This is a genomic window from Zhurongbacter thermophilus (genome assembly GCF_026184435.1).
In the GTDB taxonomy this organism is placed as follows: domain Bacteria; phylum Coprothermobacterota; class Coprothermobacteria; order Coprothermobacterales; family JAADFF01; genus JAADFF01.
Genome location: NZ_CP046447.1, coordinates 1,528,160 through 1,547,725, shown reverse-complemented (window position 1 = coordinate 1,547,725; position 19,566 = coordinate 1,528,160). Strand labels below are relative to the sequence as shown.

Annotated in this window: 13 protein-coding genes; 3 read left to right on the top strand and 10 right to left on the bottom strand. The window is 42.0% G+C overall.

The window, feature by feature from the left end; translation table 11 throughout:
* Positions 1-10: 10 nt before the first annotated feature.
* Positions 11-4,057, top strand: coding sequence for a hypothetical protein (locus GM182_RS07665; protein ID WP_449186520.1), 4,047 nt, complete (start codon positions 11-13; stop codon positions 4,055-4,057).
* Here GM182_RS07665 and GM182_RS07660 read toward each other — a convergent pair.
* Positions 4,023-4,256, bottom strand: coding sequence for a helix-turn-helix domain-containing protein (locus GM182_RS07660; RefSeq protein WP_449187304.1), 234 nt, complete (start codon positions 4,254-4,256; stop codon positions 4,023-4,025). The genes GM182_RS07665 and GM182_RS07660 overlap by 35 nt on opposite strands.
* Before the next feature lie 167 nt (positions 4,257-4,423).
* Here GM182_RS07660 and GM182_RS07655 point away from each other — a divergent pair, with 167 nt between their 5' ends.
* Both GM182_RS07655 and GM182_RS07650 read left to right on the top strand, forming a co-directional pair.
* Positions 4,424-5,593, top strand: coding sequence for a hypothetical protein (locus GM182_RS07655; protein WP_449186519.1), 1,170 nt, complete (start codon positions 4,424-4,426; stop codon positions 5,591-5,593).
* Positions 5,594-5,675: 82 nt separating this feature from the next.
* Entirely contained in the window at positions 5,676-7,355 is a 1,680-nt protein-coding gene (locus tag GM182_RS07650; protein ID WP_449186518.1) for a hypothetical protein, read from the top strand.
* 481 nt (positions 7,356-7,836) lie between these two features.
* Here GM182_RS07650 and pyrE read toward each other — a convergent pair whose 3' ends face one another.
* The 9 genes from pyrE to GM182_RS07605 all read right to left on the bottom strand — a co-directional run bounded on the left by pyrE (position 7,837) and on the right by GM182_RS07605 (position 19,564).
* On the bottom strand, positions 7,837-8,406 hold the full coding sequence (gene pyrE, locus GM182_RS07645; protein ID WP_449186517.1) for an orotate phosphoribosyltransferase: 570 nt from the start codon (positions 8,404-8,406) through the stop codon (positions 7,837-7,839).
* Positions 8,390-9,031, bottom strand: a complete 642-nt coding sequence (pyrF, locus tag GM182_RS07640) for an orotidine-5'-phosphate decarboxylase (RefSeq protein ID WP_449186516.1) — start codon at positions 9,029-9,031, stop codon at positions 8,390-8,392. Before pyrF ends, pyrE begins: the two co-directional genes overlap by 17 nt.
* Positions 9,032-9,221: 190 nt before the next feature.
* Positions 9,222-10,058, bottom strand: coding sequence for a dihydroorotate dehydrogenase (locus GM182_RS07635; RefSeq protein ID WP_449186515.1), 837 nt, complete (start codon positions 10,056-10,058; stop codon positions 9,222-9,224).
* A complete protein-coding gene (locus GM182_RS07630) occupies positions 10,049-10,708 on the bottom strand; it encodes an iron-sulfur cluster-binding protein (RefSeq protein WP_449186514.1) in 660 nt (219 codons plus the stop codon). Before GM182_RS07630 ends, GM182_RS07635 begins: the two co-directional genes overlap by 10 nt.
* Before the next feature lie 2 nt (positions 10,709-10,710).
* The gene (locus GM182_RS07625; RefSeq protein WP_449186513.1) at positions 10,711-11,817 is read right to left on the bottom strand and encodes an amidohydrolase family protein; all 1,107 of its coding nucleotides are present in this window, start codon (positions 11,815-11,817) and stop codon (positions 10,711-10,713) included.
* Positions 11,814-12,695 carry an aspartate carbamoyltransferase catalytic subunit gene (locus GM182_RS07620; RefSeq protein ID WP_449186512.1) on the bottom strand — a complete coding sequence of 294 codons (882 nt, stop codon included), beginning with the start codon at positions 12,693-12,695 and terminating at the stop codon, positions 11,814-11,816. Before GM182_RS07620 ends, GM182_RS07625 begins: the two co-directional genes overlap by 4 nt.
* A 471-nt stretch (positions 12,696-13,166) precedes the next feature.
* Entirely contained in the window at positions 13,167-15,260 is a 2,094-nt protein-coding gene (locus GM182_RS07615) for an HD domain-containing phosphohydrolase (RefSeq protein WP_449186511.1), read from the bottom strand.
* A gap of 83 nt (positions 15,261-15,343) precedes the next feature.
* Positions 15,344-17,422 carry an HD-GYP domain-containing protein gene (locus GM182_RS07610; RefSeq protein ID WP_449186510.1) on the bottom strand — a complete coding sequence of 693 codons (2,079 nt, stop codon included), beginning with the start codon at positions 17,420-17,422 and terminating at the stop codon, positions 15,344-15,346.
* Between the two features lie 57 nt (positions 17,423-17,479).
* Positions 17,480-19,564 carry an HD domain-containing phosphohydrolase gene (locus GM182_RS07605; RefSeq protein WP_449186509.1) on the bottom strand — a complete coding sequence of 695 codons (2,085 nt, stop codon included), beginning with the start codon at positions 19,562-19,564 and terminating at the stop codon, positions 17,480-17,482.
* Positions 19,565-19,566 lie beyond the last annotated feature (2 nt).

Sequence of the window (19,566 nt, the reverse complement as noted above, 5' to 3'; positions counted from 1 at the left end):
GTGATGCCCTTTGAGCCTATATAGGCTTGATGAAAAAACGCTAAGTAAAAAGCTTTCAGAAAGCCCTGAGGAAATCCTCAGGGCCTCTTCATATGAAATAGACGATAGCTTGTTTCGGATAGACAGCAAGCACTTTAACTCCTTTATACAGAATGCTTCCCGTGAGGTTTTTCAGTACCTGGCTATGTCTGTGTCCTCTGAGGGGGCACTTGTGCTGTTTTTTCGTCTACCCGATAATGAGGTTGGTCGTTTTGTCACAGCCCTTAAGCCGAAAGCTCTATCCCGTTTTATAGGGCTGATTATAGATAGTGTGTCTCCCGACATTGTTATACGTCGTCTTGATGAGGATACACTACAGATTGTTCTTGATAGCCTTGAAGAAAATACTCTGGAGGCATTTGTTGTGGGTTTGTCTATGCATTCTCTGAGGAGGGTTTTGCCCCACGGTGGAGTGCTTCTTCAGGTTTCTCCTGAGGCACGAAGATATATTTTGTCTGCCTACCGCATGGGTGATATGCAGAGATGGGGTGTATATCTTACCCAGAGTATTCTTAGAGATATTGATAGAGATTCTTGGGCTATCCTTGCCCCCCGTTTGTCGGGTAAAGACTGGAATATGGTGTTTACAGCACTTGATGAGGATACCATACTAAAACTGCTGAGAGAGATAGACCGTCGAACTATGAGGCGTCTTATTCGGCGTATAGATAAAGATATCTTTATGGCATTTCTCATGTCTGTTTCTGACAGGCTCGGCGATATTCTCGATATCACTATGATAGACGAGGTCATATCAGGCTCTGCCCTTGATGTATCCATGACACTACATCTTTACAGTACCAATAGGAAAAAAGCTATAGATATTCTGAGGCATATTCCACCATCTCTCATCTCTTCATTTGTGCTGTCTGCCCCAGAGTCACAGGTGTCTGAGCTTGCTAAAATTCTTGCCAGTGAGAACATGCTGGAGGATATGCTCTTTGCACTACCAGGAGAGGCGTCACTGAGGCTCTACACTCTATCGGGAGAAAAAGAGGTGTACCCAGAGCTCTTACTTCTGTGGCTTAGCCATGGGCTTGATACCCAGAGTGTACCTATGCCCTTTATATGTGCCCTTGTATCTTCCCTTGATGGTGAACACCTTGCCATGATACAGCCTTCTGAAAACATCTCACGGTGCATACTAAAAAGTGGTGTGTATAGCCTTCTTGACGAAGATAGCCTGTGGAAACATATTATGGCTGCAGATCCATCTGATGATGTGCTTGCCACCATACGGGTGCCGTGGGAAAGTGCTCCACCACAGGTGTTTAGAAAACACGGGGAAATACTCTCCCGTATACTTGTAGGTATACCCGACGGTATGCTTGAAGTCATGTATGAAAACGGTGTGCCTGAAAATGCCCCTTACCATATGGTGAAAAGGTGGGCGTTTCTTGATGGTGTTGATGTGAAGAGTGGGGTAGAAGAGCTTCTAAAAAGAGAGATGTATGAAGATGTATATGCCCTTATGAAGACAAAGGGTATCGTGACACATGCCCTTATACCTGAGGTGCTCCAGTATGCCGATGAACATTTTATATCTGACATCATTATGAAGGGTTATGGGCATACCCTTGTGGATACCCCAATATGGGACAGACTCAGTGGTCAGCAGAAGGCACTGGTGCTCTTATCTCTTGATGCCGGGAGGAGAAAGGCACTACTTGCCTCTATGAAGGAAGACATATGGGATATCTTGGCTCAGATAGATGATGTAGATGTGTTGAGGGTGCTTGCAGAGGATGTAACCCTCTCTGCAAAGGATTTTCTTGCCCACAAAGAAAAGTTCCCCCTTTCTGTCCTTGGTGTGTTGGCAGACAGAGTGGACGATATAGAGCCACTGTTTCAGCACTGGCCAGAAGGGGTCTACCATAGCAGGTGTATGCAGCAGCAGGCCCATAAGTTTACCGAGTATCTTGATGAGCGTGCCCTTGTCTTCCTTATATGCAGTGGAGATATACCATTTACCGGTAATATGGCGTATCTGGTAGATAAGATGCCCGATACATGTATAAGAGAGATAAAAGAGACTTGGCAGTATCTACAACCTCAGAGGCTAAAGTCTGTGCTTGTCTCTGCAGGTGAAGACGATGTAAATTTGTGGAAAATTGTCTATGACAGTGGCATTGATGTGCAAGAGGCTCCCCTGGCTGTGAGGTATAAACTATGGAAAGAAACAGATGACTGCTCTTTACTGTCTGAAAAAGATATTTTGGGGCTTCTTGATAAAGACCTCTCTGTAGCGCGGTGTATGCCTTCCCACCTATGGAAACAGTTTATAGAAGAGAAAAACCCCACATATCTGGCCTATATGCCCGAAGAGGTTTTCAAAGACCTTGATGAAGACGATGTGACATGGGTACTTTCCCATATGCCTCGGAAAGTAGATGGACTCATGAAGATGTGGGGTAGGCAGAGGGTGATGACATTTTTGGCCCAGTATCTGCCGGCCCTTGCTGTAGAGCATATGACAGAAGATGATATTCCATATGTCAAGGATTTTCTACAGGGTGATTTCTTGAAACAGGCCATAGAAAAGTATCCCCACTTGATGTGGCGTGAGATATGTAGACTGGAAGACACGGTTAATGTTTCTGTGTCTGCTGATTATATAGACAGTGAGGATATGCTTTTGTGTTTGGGAGACCATGGGGTATCCTTTAGTGGAAGTGTGCAGATTCCCGTGAGACCGTCTACTATGCGGTGGCTGTATAAGGAGGGGCTTGTTACGGAAAAGACCATATGCCGCAGTTTAGAGGTGTATGGTGATGAGTATGTTCAGGAGGGGTATATGCCAGACAGAAGGTTTCTTAGTTGTCTCCGCACCGTTTCTACACCGCAGAATATACATAAGCTTGTGTCTCTTGGTTGGTGGGGGGATTTACCTGAAGAGAAACAGATATCTCTTCTTGAAAATACGAAAGGGCTTCGGTGGCAGGATATACCCATTTCTGAAAATGTTGCGAAGGTTCTCCTTGAAAAAGGTATCCTTTCCCCCTACGATGTGGCATATATAGGCTACAGTCATCTTCTTAAAGAAGATGACTTGTCTCCCCACGAGGCTATATCCCTTTATAAGGAGAAGCACATATCTCTCCACGAGCTGTATCGTTTATCAAAGGATGCTGCTGCCCGCCTTAATGCAGAAGATATTGATGTATTGCTCGGAGAGGGTAAATATGTAGATGCACCGGATGGTGTTATACCACAGCTTTCTCCAGAGTCTGTATATGCTTTGCTTAGGCATGGAAGAGAGATTTCTTATGATATGTTTCCCCCTGCATTTGTCCCGTGGATAGCTACCCATGATGAAAAGTTGCGGGAGGTTATAGAGGCTTTACCTGAGCGTTTGATAAGGAATATTATCACCTACATGGTGTCGAATGGTATTTACCATGATACTCTGTGGCGTCTTATGTCTCATGTGGATATTGACTTTGTTGAGGATATTATCCACACTGCAGATGGGGCTATGTGGGAGCGTGTGCCACCGAAGGAGCTATCACGATGGCTAGAGATGTTTGTGTTCCGAAATACATTTACCACTATATTAGAAAAAGTCCCTGTGTCTTTATTGAAAGAGACTTTAAAACTACTTCCTGAAGACAAGATATTGTCCATGATGTACAGCCTGAAGGCCTATGCACCTCAGATTTTAATGGAATGTTCTCCCGGTGAGGTCGTTTCATCTACGCTAAAGGTCTTTTTACCTCTTATTACCGACACTGTTTTTCATGAGTGGATAAAGACATATCCCGAGGAAACCTACGAGCACATACGCATGGGGGCACTGCTATATACGGTGAAAAGCCCGTGCATACTTAAAGATGTATCAGAAAGTGGGATACGCAGGCTTGTAGAAGTTGCCCCTGATGACATTGTGTTTGAGATTATTAGGCGTGCCTATGTAGAGTGTAGAGATATGGCCGGTCGTGTTATTGATATCTATGCAGATATACACAGCCTGCGCCCCTCAGAGGTTATGCTTCGTGCCGGTCTTGTGTCTGGTAGCTGATATCAAAGATATCGGTAACATCTACCCTGAGTGTCTTTGCTATAGCCAGTGCCACACGTGGGCTGGCATTTCTTCTTCCACTCATCATGTTGTACATATGCGTTGGTGAGATACCCGAGTGAAGGGCTACACCGTATATTGTGAGCCCTCTACGGGTGGTGTGCTTTAGCACTGCCTCTGACTTCATCATAATTTTCATCTTTCTCAATGTTATCACCTCCGCATATATTATTGTATACAAAATTATATCTTTTACTTTCAGAGTATCATATTATATAGGAAGGTTGTTTGTTGGTACTGGGTTTTTTCCTATTAGGGTGTTGAAAAAAGTCTTGTTGTGTGTGGTGTGAGATGTATACTAAACATATGGGGAAGATTGGAAGTATTCTAAAGGCTATTAAGAGGTATAAAACGGCTAGATATGTATGGGGATATCTTATTTTTTCATTGATTTTGTCCCTTTATTTTGTATTCAAATCTGAAAACACGAATTGGGTGTTTACCTATACCGTTCCCTTTATATTTATGGCACTTGCCATGGGTTATGTCTCTTATAGAGTGTATATGCATACAAAAGAGTATCTAATACACTTTTATAAGGAAGCAGCCACAAATATTAATACGGTTGTTGCCGATGTGGGTAAGCCGTATAGAAGGGGGGCCTTGTATCAGCCTCAGATGATAGAAGATATTGTTGAAGGTAACGATGTTTATAAAATATACTCTGCTTTTCTTACCCGTAGCCGGGTTCCGTCTAATATATACGAGCACATGATTAAATATGAATCTGTTGGTGAATATGTGTTTTGGGGTACTTTTCTTGATATGGTGAAAGCAGGTATTGTTGTTACCAATAATATACCCGAAGGCGATGGTGACATTATTCTATATGTCAAAAAGTGCGATGGTATCTCTCTTGTTTTAGATGAAGTATGTGATGTTTTGAAGAAGGCATCGGTTAGAGAAAAGTCTGAGATTTCCTATGATAAAGAGATATATAAATGTGCTCTGCATCTATCCACAATGGAAAAGTATCTATCAGAGGTTGATATTAATCTCAATGTGGATGGTGAGCGTATGCCTATCACCCGTGTTCAACATATTAGTATTTTACTTTATAATCATCTCATTGCCGAATTTACTCCGCCCAAGCCCTTTGACAAGTATCCCCCATTTACATTGCCTAGACGGGCATCATTGGTAGTGGATAAGTATAAATCTACATATTCTTTATCTTATTTCATGTCTACACTGGCGTGGGCTATTCCTTACTTTGGGCTAACATACTTTGCCTTTCTTGCTGCCATTGTGGGTTTTTCGGTAGCGTATCTCTATGTACCATCTGGTATATATCATCCTTCTATTCCATGGTATAACCGTTTTCGTGTATGGCAATATATGAGGAAAAAGGTTTCTGGTATTTATCCAGAACATATGTCTACACGTGATGCTATTTCATATGTCACCTCTTTTCCCGATGAGGCCGATCATTTCCTCCTTGCTACCTATATTGGGGTTGTTAACATAGGTGTGTGAAATAAGTTTATCACCTCTCAAAGTTTTGTAAAATGTAGTAGGGATACTTTCCCGTCAGTTTTTTCTATGGAGGTGTATTGGTGTGAAAAGATTGTCGAGACTGTTATTCTTTGTTGTTGTTTTTATTGTCTTGTCAATGATACTGACAGCCTGTGGTCCCGCTTCCAACAACTCTGCTTCAAATGGTAATTCTCAGACAACGGAGGCAAATTCTAGTAAAGAAGAAAGCCAATCTAGTGGGGCTTCTGCTATTAGTATTAATAAGTGTACAGCGGAAGGTGCATATGCTCCTTTGAAACTGTGGATGGCTAACCATTTCCCTCAAAAGTTTGCTTCTATAGGCAAAGACTATTCTTGCTATGTACAGTATATGTATGTTGGTGCTGGCGGCTTTGTAGGTGGATTGTATTTACCTGACCTTCCTGCAGATGTTAGGGCTGAAGAAGTACTTACTGCTTTTGGACTACCCACCGACAATGATAACTATACTTACTTTACCGCTGAACATATTTTGTTTTTGTCTGTTGAAGATATAGATAGCATAGGTTACGACCTGAAAAGTGCTATAGAAGATAGCGAAAATAGTGGTCTGATAGGTTTTTACCAGTATGCTATAGAGAACATACCTGGTACGCTGGCATCTTTAGATAGCTTTTATATCACTATTCCATACAGGGGTAATGAAACAGCACCGGGAAGTGCCGATGAGCCGTCCAATCTGTATAAGGGCACATTTTTTAGAAGTAAGTTGTCATATGATCTTAGCAGTTTTAATGGTGATGCTGTTTCCTACATATACGATCTATTTAAGCATGCCGGTGTCGATATTGACAAAGATTACATTGGGTGTGATGGAGATGCTTGCTATTACACATACGATGAAGATGGTAAGGTGTTGTATATAGCTATCAACAATGGTCCGCCGAAGAACTTAGAGATTTATATAGCCGGTCCTTGGAAGATGGCGATAGGAGAGAACATGTCTTCTGAAAGTGGTCAGGAAAGAAAAGGAGAAGATAATGCTAAACAGTCTTCAGATTCTAATCAGACCAAGGCCGTGTTTTCTGATGTCATCAATCATGTTCTTGACTATGTAGCATCCCCTGAGTGGGCAGATGTTGCGAGACACTTTAAAGCTACCTATCTTCTGCTAACCGATACCGGTGTAGATGGTTTTGAAAATTTCCCCGAAGATGAAGAGGCCCTATGCTTTGATATATCAGGTGCCGGCGAAGATGAGGTAAAGGCATATCTAGAGGAGAAAGGCCTTGATGGAGAGGTCCATTCTCTTGAGGGTGGAGATGTCAGGGTGTGTACAGCTCCCAAGGTAGGGCTCACCGATTATATCGATGATATACCTGCTGAGGGACCATTTGAGATTTACAAGCAATTTATGGAAGAGCTATATGGCGACCTTGGTGTTCACTATGGGTGGGCTACGGAGATGGCATTTATAGACATGCATCAGGAAGAGGTAGGCCATGTTATCTACTTTGGTAACGACCTAAGAGACAAGGAAGACGACTATACAGAGAAGGGTATGAGGGCCTTTATAAAGACTGTTGTCAATGAAGCATTTGGCGTCAATGTGTCAGATGATGACATCTATAAGGATACCAACGATGATGGTAGTGTAGATGTCTACTATGTTGGGCAGAAGGATGGCTATGACTATATTTTCCTTGCAGAAGATGAGAATGCCGATGGTCAGTATGATAGCCTTATGTTCTATGTAAAAGCATCAGAAGACAAAGGTATCTAAATAGGAAGGGGGCTATAAGCCCCCTTCTTCTCTTTTATAGTTCGAAGTTGTCTAAAAAGTTTTCCTCTTGTGAAGGCTACATGTTGTTACTGTATTCCTCTTTCAGTAATTTCACTAGTTTCTTAATGCTTTTTCCCTCTCCAGCGTCAGTTCATAGACCTTTTCTAAAGGATCGTTTCCTGTGGCATTATCATTGTTCGAGTTATTGAATAAATCTAATTCATAGGATAAACCATATTATCATCCTGTTTGTGGCTGTTATACAAACAAGGGCTACCCCTCTTTTGTGGTGGGCACACTATGAACCACCCAACCGGTAGCAGTCTCTTCCTTGTCTACTGGCCGAATACACTACTTTGTTGGTTGCCTCTTTCTATCTCTGTGTTGGCTTGTACTTATTGACTAAGTGAAACTGGCGATACCCACCAGCTATTTTGCCGGCCATATGTCCCACTTTATTATGACTTTGCCTTTTCAGCCCTTACTTTCTGCTGCCCGGTTTGATTGCCGGTATACCCTGTTTACACAGAGGGCAGTTTTCAGGTTCATACACAGGAAAGTCAAGCTTGATAAGGTAGTGGTATGGTACGCCAAAGTCTACATTCTGCCCCCTATACACAATAGATGCCACGGCTACCACATCGGCACCATGTTCTCTTAGCACCTGTATAACCTCCTTGACAGAGCCACCTGTTGTGACGACATCTTCAACAACGGCAACCTTTTCGCCGGGTGAGACTGTGAAACCCCTTCTGAGGGCCATCTTGCCCGTATCTTTCTCCCTCTCCGCAAAGATATTTCTTATTCCCAGATACTTGGCTGTACTGTATGCCAGATGAATACCGCCCATGGCAGGTCCCACAATAGTTTGGGGACTGTACTTCATGATGAGCTGTGCCACCATGGCACCTACGGTGTCGCCAATAGATGGATTTTCAAACAGCCTTGCACATTGCACATAGTACTCAGAATGTTTGCCAGAAGAGAGTATAAAATGCCCTTTTTGCAGTGCGCCGGTCTCTTCAAGAAGCTTTTTAATAACAGTTTCCATATCCGTCCCTCCCTACACCCAATGAGTCTTTAATCTTCTGCATCTTAACACGGGGATTTTCAGATAGATACACTTCTCTACCTATAACGAGATAGTCTGCTATGCACTTTACATCTTCTACAGAAACGACATCTTTTTGATCTCCTGCGGGTATCTCCATGCGTATACCGGGCACAAGAAAGGCGGCATCTTTCAGCTTGTCTCTTAGTGCTATAGCCCACTGTCCGGGTAAAACAAAGTCGAGCTCTATCTCATACAGCTTCTGTATGGTATCCATGTAATCTTCCAGCGTGCCCGGTATAGATGTCAGCTTAACAACGGCAAAGACATGCTTGTCTGTTGCCTGCCGTGCAGCCTTCATGGCCTCAAGTCCCGATGCAGAGTGCACGGTGAAACCTATAATGGCCTCATGGTCCCAAGATTTGATAGAGCGTTCTATAGTTGATGGGATATCTACAAATTTTAAATCCAAAATGACCTTTAGTCCCCTGTCTGCCAAGGCTGAAATGATACCCTTACCATTGACCGCCAGATTGTGGCCCACCTTGACAACGGCAAAACTGCCGTGCGTGTCGATAAAATGCAGTGGGTCTTTCATGTCAAGACTCAGTACCGGTGTATTCATATTGCATCCCCCCTCACTATCTATTGTAAAACACCCCAGTGAAGTAGCCTTCACTTTAGCATCCGTGTGTTAAATTCGTATTTTGTCTTGTTAACCATCTAAAATTGTCACATTGAAACTTTCTATATGCCCTTTAATGTGACAAAAAATACCTCTAACATGACACAAAAACTCCTATCGTGACAATTTGTCACGATGATTTGTCAGATAAGCCCTCATGTATATCACCAATAATTGATGGATTTTTAAATAGGGCCGAGCCTATCTGAACGGCATTTGCACCTACCTCAAGGTAGTCTTTGACATCGCCCGGTGCATACACACCACCTGATGCCATGATAAACATATCCCCGTGTCTCTGTCTGACCTCATATACAGCCCTCATGCCAATGGGTTTTAGCACAGCACCGGATATGCCTCCCCTGAGATAGCCGTCATGTGTTTTCACAATACCCCTGATGGTGTTAATCAGTGTGATGCCGTTCCAACCTGTGTCTTTCACCATCTCTGATGCCTGCTCTACAAATATGCCCTCTATGCCAAACTTGGCTATGAGGAATGTGTCTTTCAGTATATCCCTGATAGATACCATAATGTCTTTTAGCACCATTCTATCTGAGACAATGGCAAGCCCTCCTGCTTCCACATTGGGACACGAGAAGTTGTATTCCACAGCTATGAATCTATCTATGATGGGAAGAGCCCGCCTTGCTATCTCCTTATACTCATCTGGAGAGTCTCCACCAAGGGAGAGTATTACAGGTACCCTGTCAAAGAGGTGGTCGTATTTGCCAGCCACGGTATCTTCTACAAAGGTGTCTATGCCTGGGTTTTCAAGGCCTATACGGTTAATGACAAAGTCTTTCCCTGCCCTAATCCTCGGAGGTGTGGCCCCCTCTTTGTGGTGTAGTGTAATGGTTTTCAGTATATACGCACCCAAAGCTTTAGGATCTATAAACTCCATATACTCACCCATGCCACCGGGGCCAGATGCTACGACCAGCGGGCTTCTGAGATTTAAAACCATATTTCATCACCTCTGAATATGGGGCCATCGGTGCACACATGCTTGATGCCGTCTTTTGTCTGAATAGCACAACCTTTGCATGCACCAATGCCACATGCCATGTACTCTTCAAGGGACACAAAGACACCCTCTCCTACGGTGTCGTATACAAACTTTTCCATGCCCCGTGAACCGTTGACAACATAGTAGTCGTAGTGTCCTTTTATCTCTCTGATCTTGTCTGCAAATGCACTATCACCTATGACATAGGTAAAGGGTATATCTGTGAGTATCTCTTTGCGGGAGCCAAGCAAAACATCGGTGCCATATACCCTGAACATGCTGCAACCAAATGTCAAACTGGCCGGTGAGACAATGGTTATGCCTTTGCCCTGTGGTGGTATAAATGGTTTACCCAGCGGGTAGTGTGCCTTTAGCACCGACTGGTTGACAATCCACCTTGTGCCTTTACCCTTCACCTGTATGGCAAGGGCGGTGTCTTCACCAAAGTAGCCCAGTATAAAGGGTTTGCGGGTTGCCATAGGATTTTCTATCATAATAAACTGTCCCGGTATGAAGTCTATATGTTCTCTTAGCACCAGTATATATGTGTCGTCTGTGAGCTTAAATCTCTTTTTTATGTGTATGGTCTTGTTTTCCCACCTATGCATGTTTACACCTCCAGAAACTGCCCGTCCCAATATCTCCATGTGCCACCAATCTTTACACCAACAACTTTGCCCCCCAGTGTCATACCCTCAAATGCCGTATTTTTCCCAAGAGAGGCAAACTCCTTGCTATCCACAGTGAATGTGGCCTTTGGGTCTATAACAACCATGTTCTCTGGCATGGGGGGAATATCTACCCCCAATATCTTGGCAGGTTTTACCGTTAGCATATTTACCACCGTGTGTATGTCTCCAAGTGCTGTGTAAAATGCCGAAAATGCTACCTCTATATGTGAAGAGCCATAGGGTGCTTTCTCATAGTTTTCAGGTTTAGGTGGATGTGGTGCATGGTCTGTTGCCAGCACATCAATGAGCCCTTTCTTTGTCATGTCAATGAGTGTTTTTCTATCCTTTTCTGGTGCCAGTGGCGGGTTTATCTTCATGTTGGGAGTGCTTATGTCCTCAGCCGACAGAAGCAAATGGTGTGGTGTGATTTCAGATGTAACACTGGCATACTTCTTCAGATGCTGTATGGTCTGTACTGTGTGGGATGATGTGATGTGCTGTATATGAAATCTGCTCCAGCCCGCCTCTATGCCCAGCATCACCGTACGGAATACGGCTATAGATTCACTACGTAGTGGCCTATACGATGGGTAAGGTGCCCCGGGGTAAAACATGCCCTCTATCTCATATATCTGGCTGTGGTCCATCAGTAGCCTTGGGGTATGAGTGTTTAGAGCGTACCACAGCTGTTCTGCGGTGTACTCCAGCCCATCGGTGGAATATGCCACACCCATAGATGTATCTTCTCCAAACAAGCTGGCGGTGAAGATAAACTTGACGGGATATCCCTGTGAGGCCCTCTTGTGTATTTCAATGGTAGATGCCCTTTCCAGTCGTGGCTTGGTGTTGGGTTGAATAGTGCATATGCCGAATCCACCCTTTAGGCATGCCTCCCCAAGGGTGTCGTAGCCCTCAAACTGGGGATATCTCACATGGGTGTGCATATCTAAAAAAAGAGGGACTCCTAAGAGTCCCTCACCACTGCCATGGGGTGTAGGTATATCTGCTGTATACTCTGTCTTTTTTATGGGATCGTAGAGTTTCATGAGCCAACCACCCTTTCAAGCACAGCCATACGGGAGTAGACCCCGTTTTTCACCTGCTGCAGAATAAGGGAGCGTTCAGAGTACACAATGTTATCTGATACCTCTATATTTCTGTTGAAAGGTCCAGGATGCATGAGCACGGCGTGTTCTGGTGCCATTTTTATGGTCTTGTGGTTGATTTGGTATCTCCTGAAAAACTCATCTATGTTGATTGGTAGTTTCTCTATTCTCTCCTTTTGCACCCTAAGAGCATATACAACATCTACACCATCTAGGGCCTCTTCAAGACTGTCGGTGATAAGCTCTACACCATCATATCTTGCAGGAACAAACTCTTTAGGTCCGCAGAAACGCACTTTTCCTCCAAACATGAGAAGCCCTTGGGTGAGTGAGTTTGCCACACGGGAGTGGAGTATGTCTCCTACAATGGCAACCTTGAGGTCTAGTCTTCCAAAGTGCTCATACATAGTGGTGAGGTCAAGTAGTGCTTGGGTGGGGTGCTGGTTGGTGCCATCTCCACCGTTGATAATAGGTACCTTTACATAGTTTTTCCATTCCATAGGTGCCCCGTTTCTCCTTACCCTGACAACGAAGGCATCAATATCCATTGCTTCAAGAGTCAGTAGTGTATCGATGTCTGTTTCTCCCTTTTGTATGGCAGACACAGATGCTATGAAGTCTATAACCTTGCCTCCCAATCCCTTGATAGCCCTGTGAAAAGAGAGCTTTGTGCGGGTAGAAGGCTCAAAGAATGCTGTGACAATAAATTTTCCGTCCAGTATCTGAGGCTGCTTCTTCATCTTTTTAAACTCCAGTGCCCTGTTGATGATACCCATAATATCGTCTCTGCTAAGGTCTGTGATACTCAGAAGATCCATGAAAATCCCCCCTTATAACCGTGTTTTTCGGCCAAAAAAAAAAGGGAGCCGTAAAGGCTCCCAAAGACCAGAGGATGCACCGCAGTGATGGATATCTTTAATTTCCCCCCGCTTGCTCGCATCATTGTCTTTCGCATCCCCCTAATAAACCCCCAAGTTTTTTCTTATTATATCCACGAAATGCAAAATGTGTGTTAAGAAAAAATTTTGTCTATGTGGTATTTTTTGAGGGTTTTCCGTGCTATAATAATCTCCTACCCCAAAAATCTTATAGTATGCAAAATATTGCCCTCTGATATTTTTGGCGGAAGATGTTATTTTATCATATGGGTACCTTGCGGACCAAGTGTTTTATGCATTAAGAAGTTTCATCTCTATAAAATATGCAAGTTTTTAGAATAGTTAAGTATAAGTTTTGAGCATGTTGTGCTTGAAGGATCATTTATAAGACAATCCCTTGAGTATGGTTGTTCAATATTTATCTTTCCTGTTTTTCTCTTTTATAACCTCTTCAAAGGCCTCTACAACCTTGGGGTCAAAGTGAGAACCGGCCCCTTTCTTAATTTCCTGTATGGCCTTGTCAGATGACCAAGGTTTCTTATAGGGTCTTTCAGAAATAAGGGCATCGTAGACATCAATGATGGCAAAGATACGAGCTTCAAGGGGGATATCTTCACCCTTGAGGCCATGGACATAACCGGAGCCATCCCACTTTTCATGGTGGTATAGAACAACATTCTTGGTAGTTTCAGAGAGACCCTCAATATGCTTGATGAGGTTGTAGCCGTGAATAACATGAGACTTGATAACCTCAAATTCTTCAGGGGAGAGTTTACCGGGTTTGAGAAGAATTTTGTCAGGGATAGCAAGCTTACCGATATCGTGTAGGTAAGCGCCCCAAACAATACCCTTGATATCTGTAAATCCAAGTTTTTGAGCGAGGAGGCGGGTAAGGTTAGCAGTGCGTTCAGTGTGTCCCTTAGTTTCAATATCTCTGACCTCAAGGGCTTTACCGAGGAGTTTCAAAGTTTCCTCTTGAGTTTTGTAGATAGCCCTGAGGTAAGAGAGGTTTTTCATATAGACAGTAGCGCCGCTGAGGATAGACTTGATATAGCTGATATCGATATCACTCCAAGGTAGATCTCTGGCCATAGCGACGTAGATGGTGAAGGAATGTTTATCTGTTTGGACGGTGTAAGGAATAAGGAGTAGGCAGAAGTTTGATCCTGTGTATGTTATTTGATTGTTTTCTAACATTTCCAATGTTTTTTCTTTAAGTATCCTTTCCATGTCTTCATCAAGCTCTGATTCTATATGTTCAAAGTTGTCAGAGAAGATATAGGTCCATTTAGGTGAGAGTATATGTTTTCCTTCTCTCAGCACATCTATAAATATGTTTTCTAATGCCTCCTGAGGAGATGCTGTTTTGGATATGCTATCTGTTGCCATGGCGTCAGATAGGTGATGCAGCTCTGTTATTATGTTTTCTCTTTGTTTGGCTCTTAACTTTTCCTCGAGTATGCTGTAGGCACTTACGAGGTACATGCTAAGCTTTTTCGCTATAAAAATATCATTTTCGTTGAATGCTACAGGTGAACTGAAACTGTCAAGATTTATGAATAAAACAATCTTTCCATCGTGGACAATGGGTATTGTCATGGTGGATCTTATTTGCCTTGTTTTGGGGCTAATTTGGGCTATTTTGTCTGTTTTGATTATTTCTCTTACGAGTTTTTCTGTTAGTGTTCTGGGAATACCCCTTTTAAGGTCTTCCTCGCCGTAGTGGTACCAGTGTAAGATGACATCTTTATCAAATGGTGGAATATTTAAAAGATAGTCTTCAAAGCCATGTATAGCTATGATTTTGAAACCCATAGGTGTTTCCGCCAGTAGTGAACCTCCCTCTGCGGATGGTATGGCATTGACCATATTCTCTAAATGCTTGCTGTAAAATTTGTTTGGAGAAGACACATTTCCCAGAGCCTCATGGATGATAGTTTCTCCTATCATTTCTACCTTTTCAGTGTCTTTGAGAAGTTTTGTTGCGTTGTATATATCCAGTATGTACCCAAATCTCAACGATAGGTCGTGTGCTATTTCCAACTCTTTTTCTCCAAATGGTAGGTTTCTTCTATGTAATACAACAAAGCCCTTTATATTATTGGTGCTCTCCAGTATCTGAGTGTCGGGTATAAGAGGGATAATTATGTAGCTATCTGCATCTGTAATTTCTCTATCTCCAAATGGTATTACCCCGTGTGGAATCATGGAAGGACCATTGATATAATAGGGTTTTTTAGTCCTTGCGCTGTGTCCTATTAATCCTTCGTGTTCTGGTATTTCATCGTGAAGATACCTTTTATAGTAGCCTTCGGCGACGGTGACATGTAATCTGTGCCCGTGTTCTATATGTCTAATAAAAGCGTATCCTTCTATTCTTTCAAAAGAATTTGCTATGATACGAGATATTTCTTTTTCGACATCTTCTATGGTGGCCTTATTTATCAGGTTGTTGAGTAATTTTCTCCATGTGTCATATCTAAAGTTTTTTAATTCTTCTAACATACAGATCTTCCTTTCTTACTAAATATTACAACAAGAATGAACGATAATTGTGAACAAGAAGAAGGGTAGAAGATAGGGTTGTGTTATTTCTTTTCCTTGACAACCTCTTCAAAGGCCTCTACAACCTTGGGGTCAAAGTGGGAACCAGCAGAGCGTTTAATTTCCTGTATAGCCTCATCATGGGACCAAGGTTTCTTATAGGGTCTTTCAGAGATAAGGGCATCATAGACATCAACAACGGCAAAGATACGAGCTTCAAGGGGGATATCTTCACCCTTGAGGCCATTGACATAACCGGATCCATCCCACTTTTCATGGTGGTATAGAACAACATTCTTGGTAGTTTCAGAGAGACCCTCAATATGCTTGATGAGGTTGTAGCCATGAACGACATGGGACTTGATAACCTCAAACTCCTCAGGTGTAAGTTTACCGGGTTTGAGAAGAATCTTGTCAGGGATAGCAAGCTTACCGATATCGTGTAGGTAGGCGCCCCAGACGATACCCTTGATATCTGTAAATCCAAGTTTTTGGGCGAGTAGGCGGGTAAGGTTAGCAGTGCGTTCAGTATGGCCCTTAGTTTCAATGTCTCTAGCCTCTAGAACTTTCCCCAACATTTTCAAGGTTTCTTCCTGGGTAGTATTTATCGTTTTAAGGTACATAAGATTTTTGCCGTATATTGTGATACTACTGATTGTGGAGTTAATATAGTTTAAAGCAATACTGCTCCATGGTAGTTCTCTTGTTAGAGCGATGTATAAAGAGACATGTAGATTTTTCTTTAATGGTATGTTTTTGTGGATAATAAGTAGATTTTTTCCGTGAAAAGTGCCTATGGCATATTTATTTAGTTTTATGTAAGGAATAAGATTGGTTATATGTTCTTTGAGTTCTCTAATAATTTCTTCTTTTGTATCATCGGGGAAGGCGATAATTCTATCAGACTCTTCTGCCCATATCATTACAATATGGGGATTCAGGATAGATATATTGTTTATGAATAAATCTAACATTGTCTGATCTACGTTCTCTAAGTTTTGATTTTTTTGCGATTGTGCTAAACTAGCTGACATTTCATTCGTTTGTGCAATGATTATTTCTCTTTTTTCTACTTTCTCTTTTAGTATCAGTATTTGATGGCAAGCTACTAGATAAGATGCTAACTTTTGCCCAAGAATAATATCGTTATCGTCGAATGCAGAAGGGGAATCAAAGTTTTCTAAATTGATAAATAATACTACTTCTTTATTGTGTACTATTGGTATACCCAGGGATACTTGTATCTCTTTGGTTAAAGGACTTGTTTTTGCTACTATATCTGTTTGTACAATCTCTTTTATTTTCTCTCTTGTAAGGATTCGTGGTATGCCATCTCTCATACGCTTATTGCCATAATAGTACCATTTGACATGATTTTGTCTAGGAATTGGTGGAAGTTGAAAAAGTTTTTTTGTATATCCACTAATAGCAAGATATTTGAAACCTGCTGGGGTTTCTATTAAAGTAGAACCTGCTTGAGCATTAGGTATAAGATTTATAATATTATCGATGTTACGCGTAAAAAAGTCGTATACAGAACCTCTGTAGTCTGTGGCTTCTTTTATAAGTTGTTCACCGAATGTGCTAATTTCATTTCCATATATTAGTAGTTTTGTGCTGTCAAATACATCGAAAAGAGTACCATATTCCTTGCTAAGAGTGTTAGTAAGTTGAAGTTCGTCTTTGCTGAATTGTTGATTAGTTCTTTGTATAACTACATATCCTTTAAGGTTATGTGGTTGAGGAGTTATAGGGTTTTCTGAAACTATAGGGATAATTAGTATTTCTTCCGTTAATCCTATCTGTTTAAAGTATGGTTCTAATATGGAAGGAATAGGTGTTTTGCTATTAATAATTATCGATTTGGTTAAAGATGTAATTATGCTGTCGGGGTTTTCAATCTCAGTATATAAAGCGTTTTTCAGATAGCCTAATGCTGCTGTTATCATAAGCGTTTTTGCGCTATTAATAAATCGAATGAACGCAGCACCGTCTACAGGTTGAAAGTTATGAATAATTCTTTGGAGGGCAAAAACCTCGAAATCTGAACGTGTTTTGTTTTTAATATTTTCGTTGACAAAACTGTTCCATTTATCTTGAGAAAATCCTATTAACTTTTCCATGCATTTATTATACAACTTGTAATTGTTTATACCGATATAATTTAGTGAGTTTACGTTCTAAATATGTTCCCTTTTCTTAATAACCTCTTCAAAGGCCTCTACAACCTTGGGGTCAAAGTGAGAACCGGCCCCTTTCTTAATTTCCTGTATGGCCTTGTCAGATGACCAAGGTTTCTTATAGGGTCTTTCAGAAATAAGGGCATCGTAGACATCAATGATGGCAAAGATACGGGCTTCAAGGGGGATATCTTCACCCTTGAGGCCATGGACATAACCGGAGCCATCCCACTTTTCATGGTGGTATAGAACAACATTCTTGGTAGTTTCAGAGAGACCCTCAATATGCTTGATAAGGTTGTAGCCATGAACGACATGGGACTTGATAACCTCAAACTCCTCAGGTGTAAGTTTACCGGGTTTGAGAAGAATTTTATCGGGGATAGCAAGCTTACCGATATCGTGGAGGTAGGCGCCCCAAACAATACCCTTGATATCTGTAAATCCAAGTTTTTGAGCGAGGAGGCGGGTAAGGTTAGCAGTGCGTTCAGTGTGTCCCTTAGTTTCAATATCTCTGACCTCAAGGGCTTTACCGAGGAGTTTCAAAGTTTCCTCTTGAGTTTTGTAGATAGCCCTGAGGTAAGAGAGGTTTTTCATATAGACAGTAGCGCCGCTGAGGATAGACTTGATATAGCTGATATCGATATCACTCCAAGGTAGATCTCTGGCCATAGCGACGTAGATGGTGAAGGAATGTTTATCTGTTTGGACGGTGTAGGGGATAAGGAGTAGGCTAAGGTTTTCACATGTGCAGAGGGTCTTGTTTTCTTTGAGCATCTTGTTTATTCTCTCTTTGAGCTTTTGCTGTTTTTCTTCATCAAGGTCTGATTCTATGTATTCGAAACTGTCGGAAAAGATGTATGTCCACTGAGGGGACAGTATTTTTTTGCCTTCCTTGAGTACATCGACAAAGACACTTTCCAGTGTTTCTTGGGTAGATGCCGTTTTAGATATGGCACCTGTGGCCATGGCATCTGATAGATAGTGAAGCTCATTGATAATGTTTGCCCTCTGGGTGGCCCTTAGTTTTTCCTCAAGTATGCTATATGCACTGGCAAGATACATGCTGAGTTTCTTGGCAAGAAATACATCATTTTCGTCGAATGCTGCAGGAGATGTAAAGTTGTCAAGGTTGAGAAATAGCACGACTTTGCCATCGTGAACAACGGGTATGGCCATAGTCGACATAATAATACGGGTTTTGGGACTATCATTGGCGACTTTGTCATAGGCTATGATGGCTTCTATCTGTTTTCTGGTAAGAATACGGGGAACACCCTTCCTAAGATTCTCTTCACCGTAATGATACCAGTTTAAGTGACATTCTTTATCAAGTGGTGGAATGGCGAGTAGTTCTGGTTCAAATCCGTGTATGGCCAAGAATTTGAAACCCATTGGTGTTTCTGTCAGTAGAGAACCACCTTCTGCCGATGGAATGGCTTCTACAATGCTTTCAAGGTGCTTACTATAAAACTCATATGGAGATGATACACTGCCCAGTGCTTCATGTATAATTGACTCTCCTAACTTTTCTATCTTCTCTACCTCTTTAATTAGCTTGGTGGCATTGTATATATCTAAAATGTAACCGAATCTCTTAGAAAGCACTTGGGCTTTTGTTAAGTCATCATCGGTAAATGGAAGGGCTTTACGGTGTAATACAACAATCCCTTTAACAAGGTTGGTGTCTGTTAGGACCTGTCTATTGGGCACAAGGGGAATAATCATATAGCTGTCTCTGTCTGTAATAGTGCGTTTTCCATAGGGTTTGACACCGGCTGGTATCATGGATGGTCCGTTCACATAATAGGGTTGCAATGTTTTAAGGCTGTATCCTATAAGCCCTTCGTTTTCATCTACCTCATCGTGAAGATATATGCTGTAATAGCCCTCTCCTACTGTGACATGTAGTCTATGACCGTGGGCTATATACCTGACAAATGTATAGCCATCTACTTTTTCAAAAGCACTACCAATAGCAGAGGCGATTTCTCTCTCTGCTTTTTCTTTTATAAGATGATTGATAAGGTCATCAAGTATGCTTTCCCATACTTCGTATCGGAAATTTTTTAGTTCCCTAAACATGT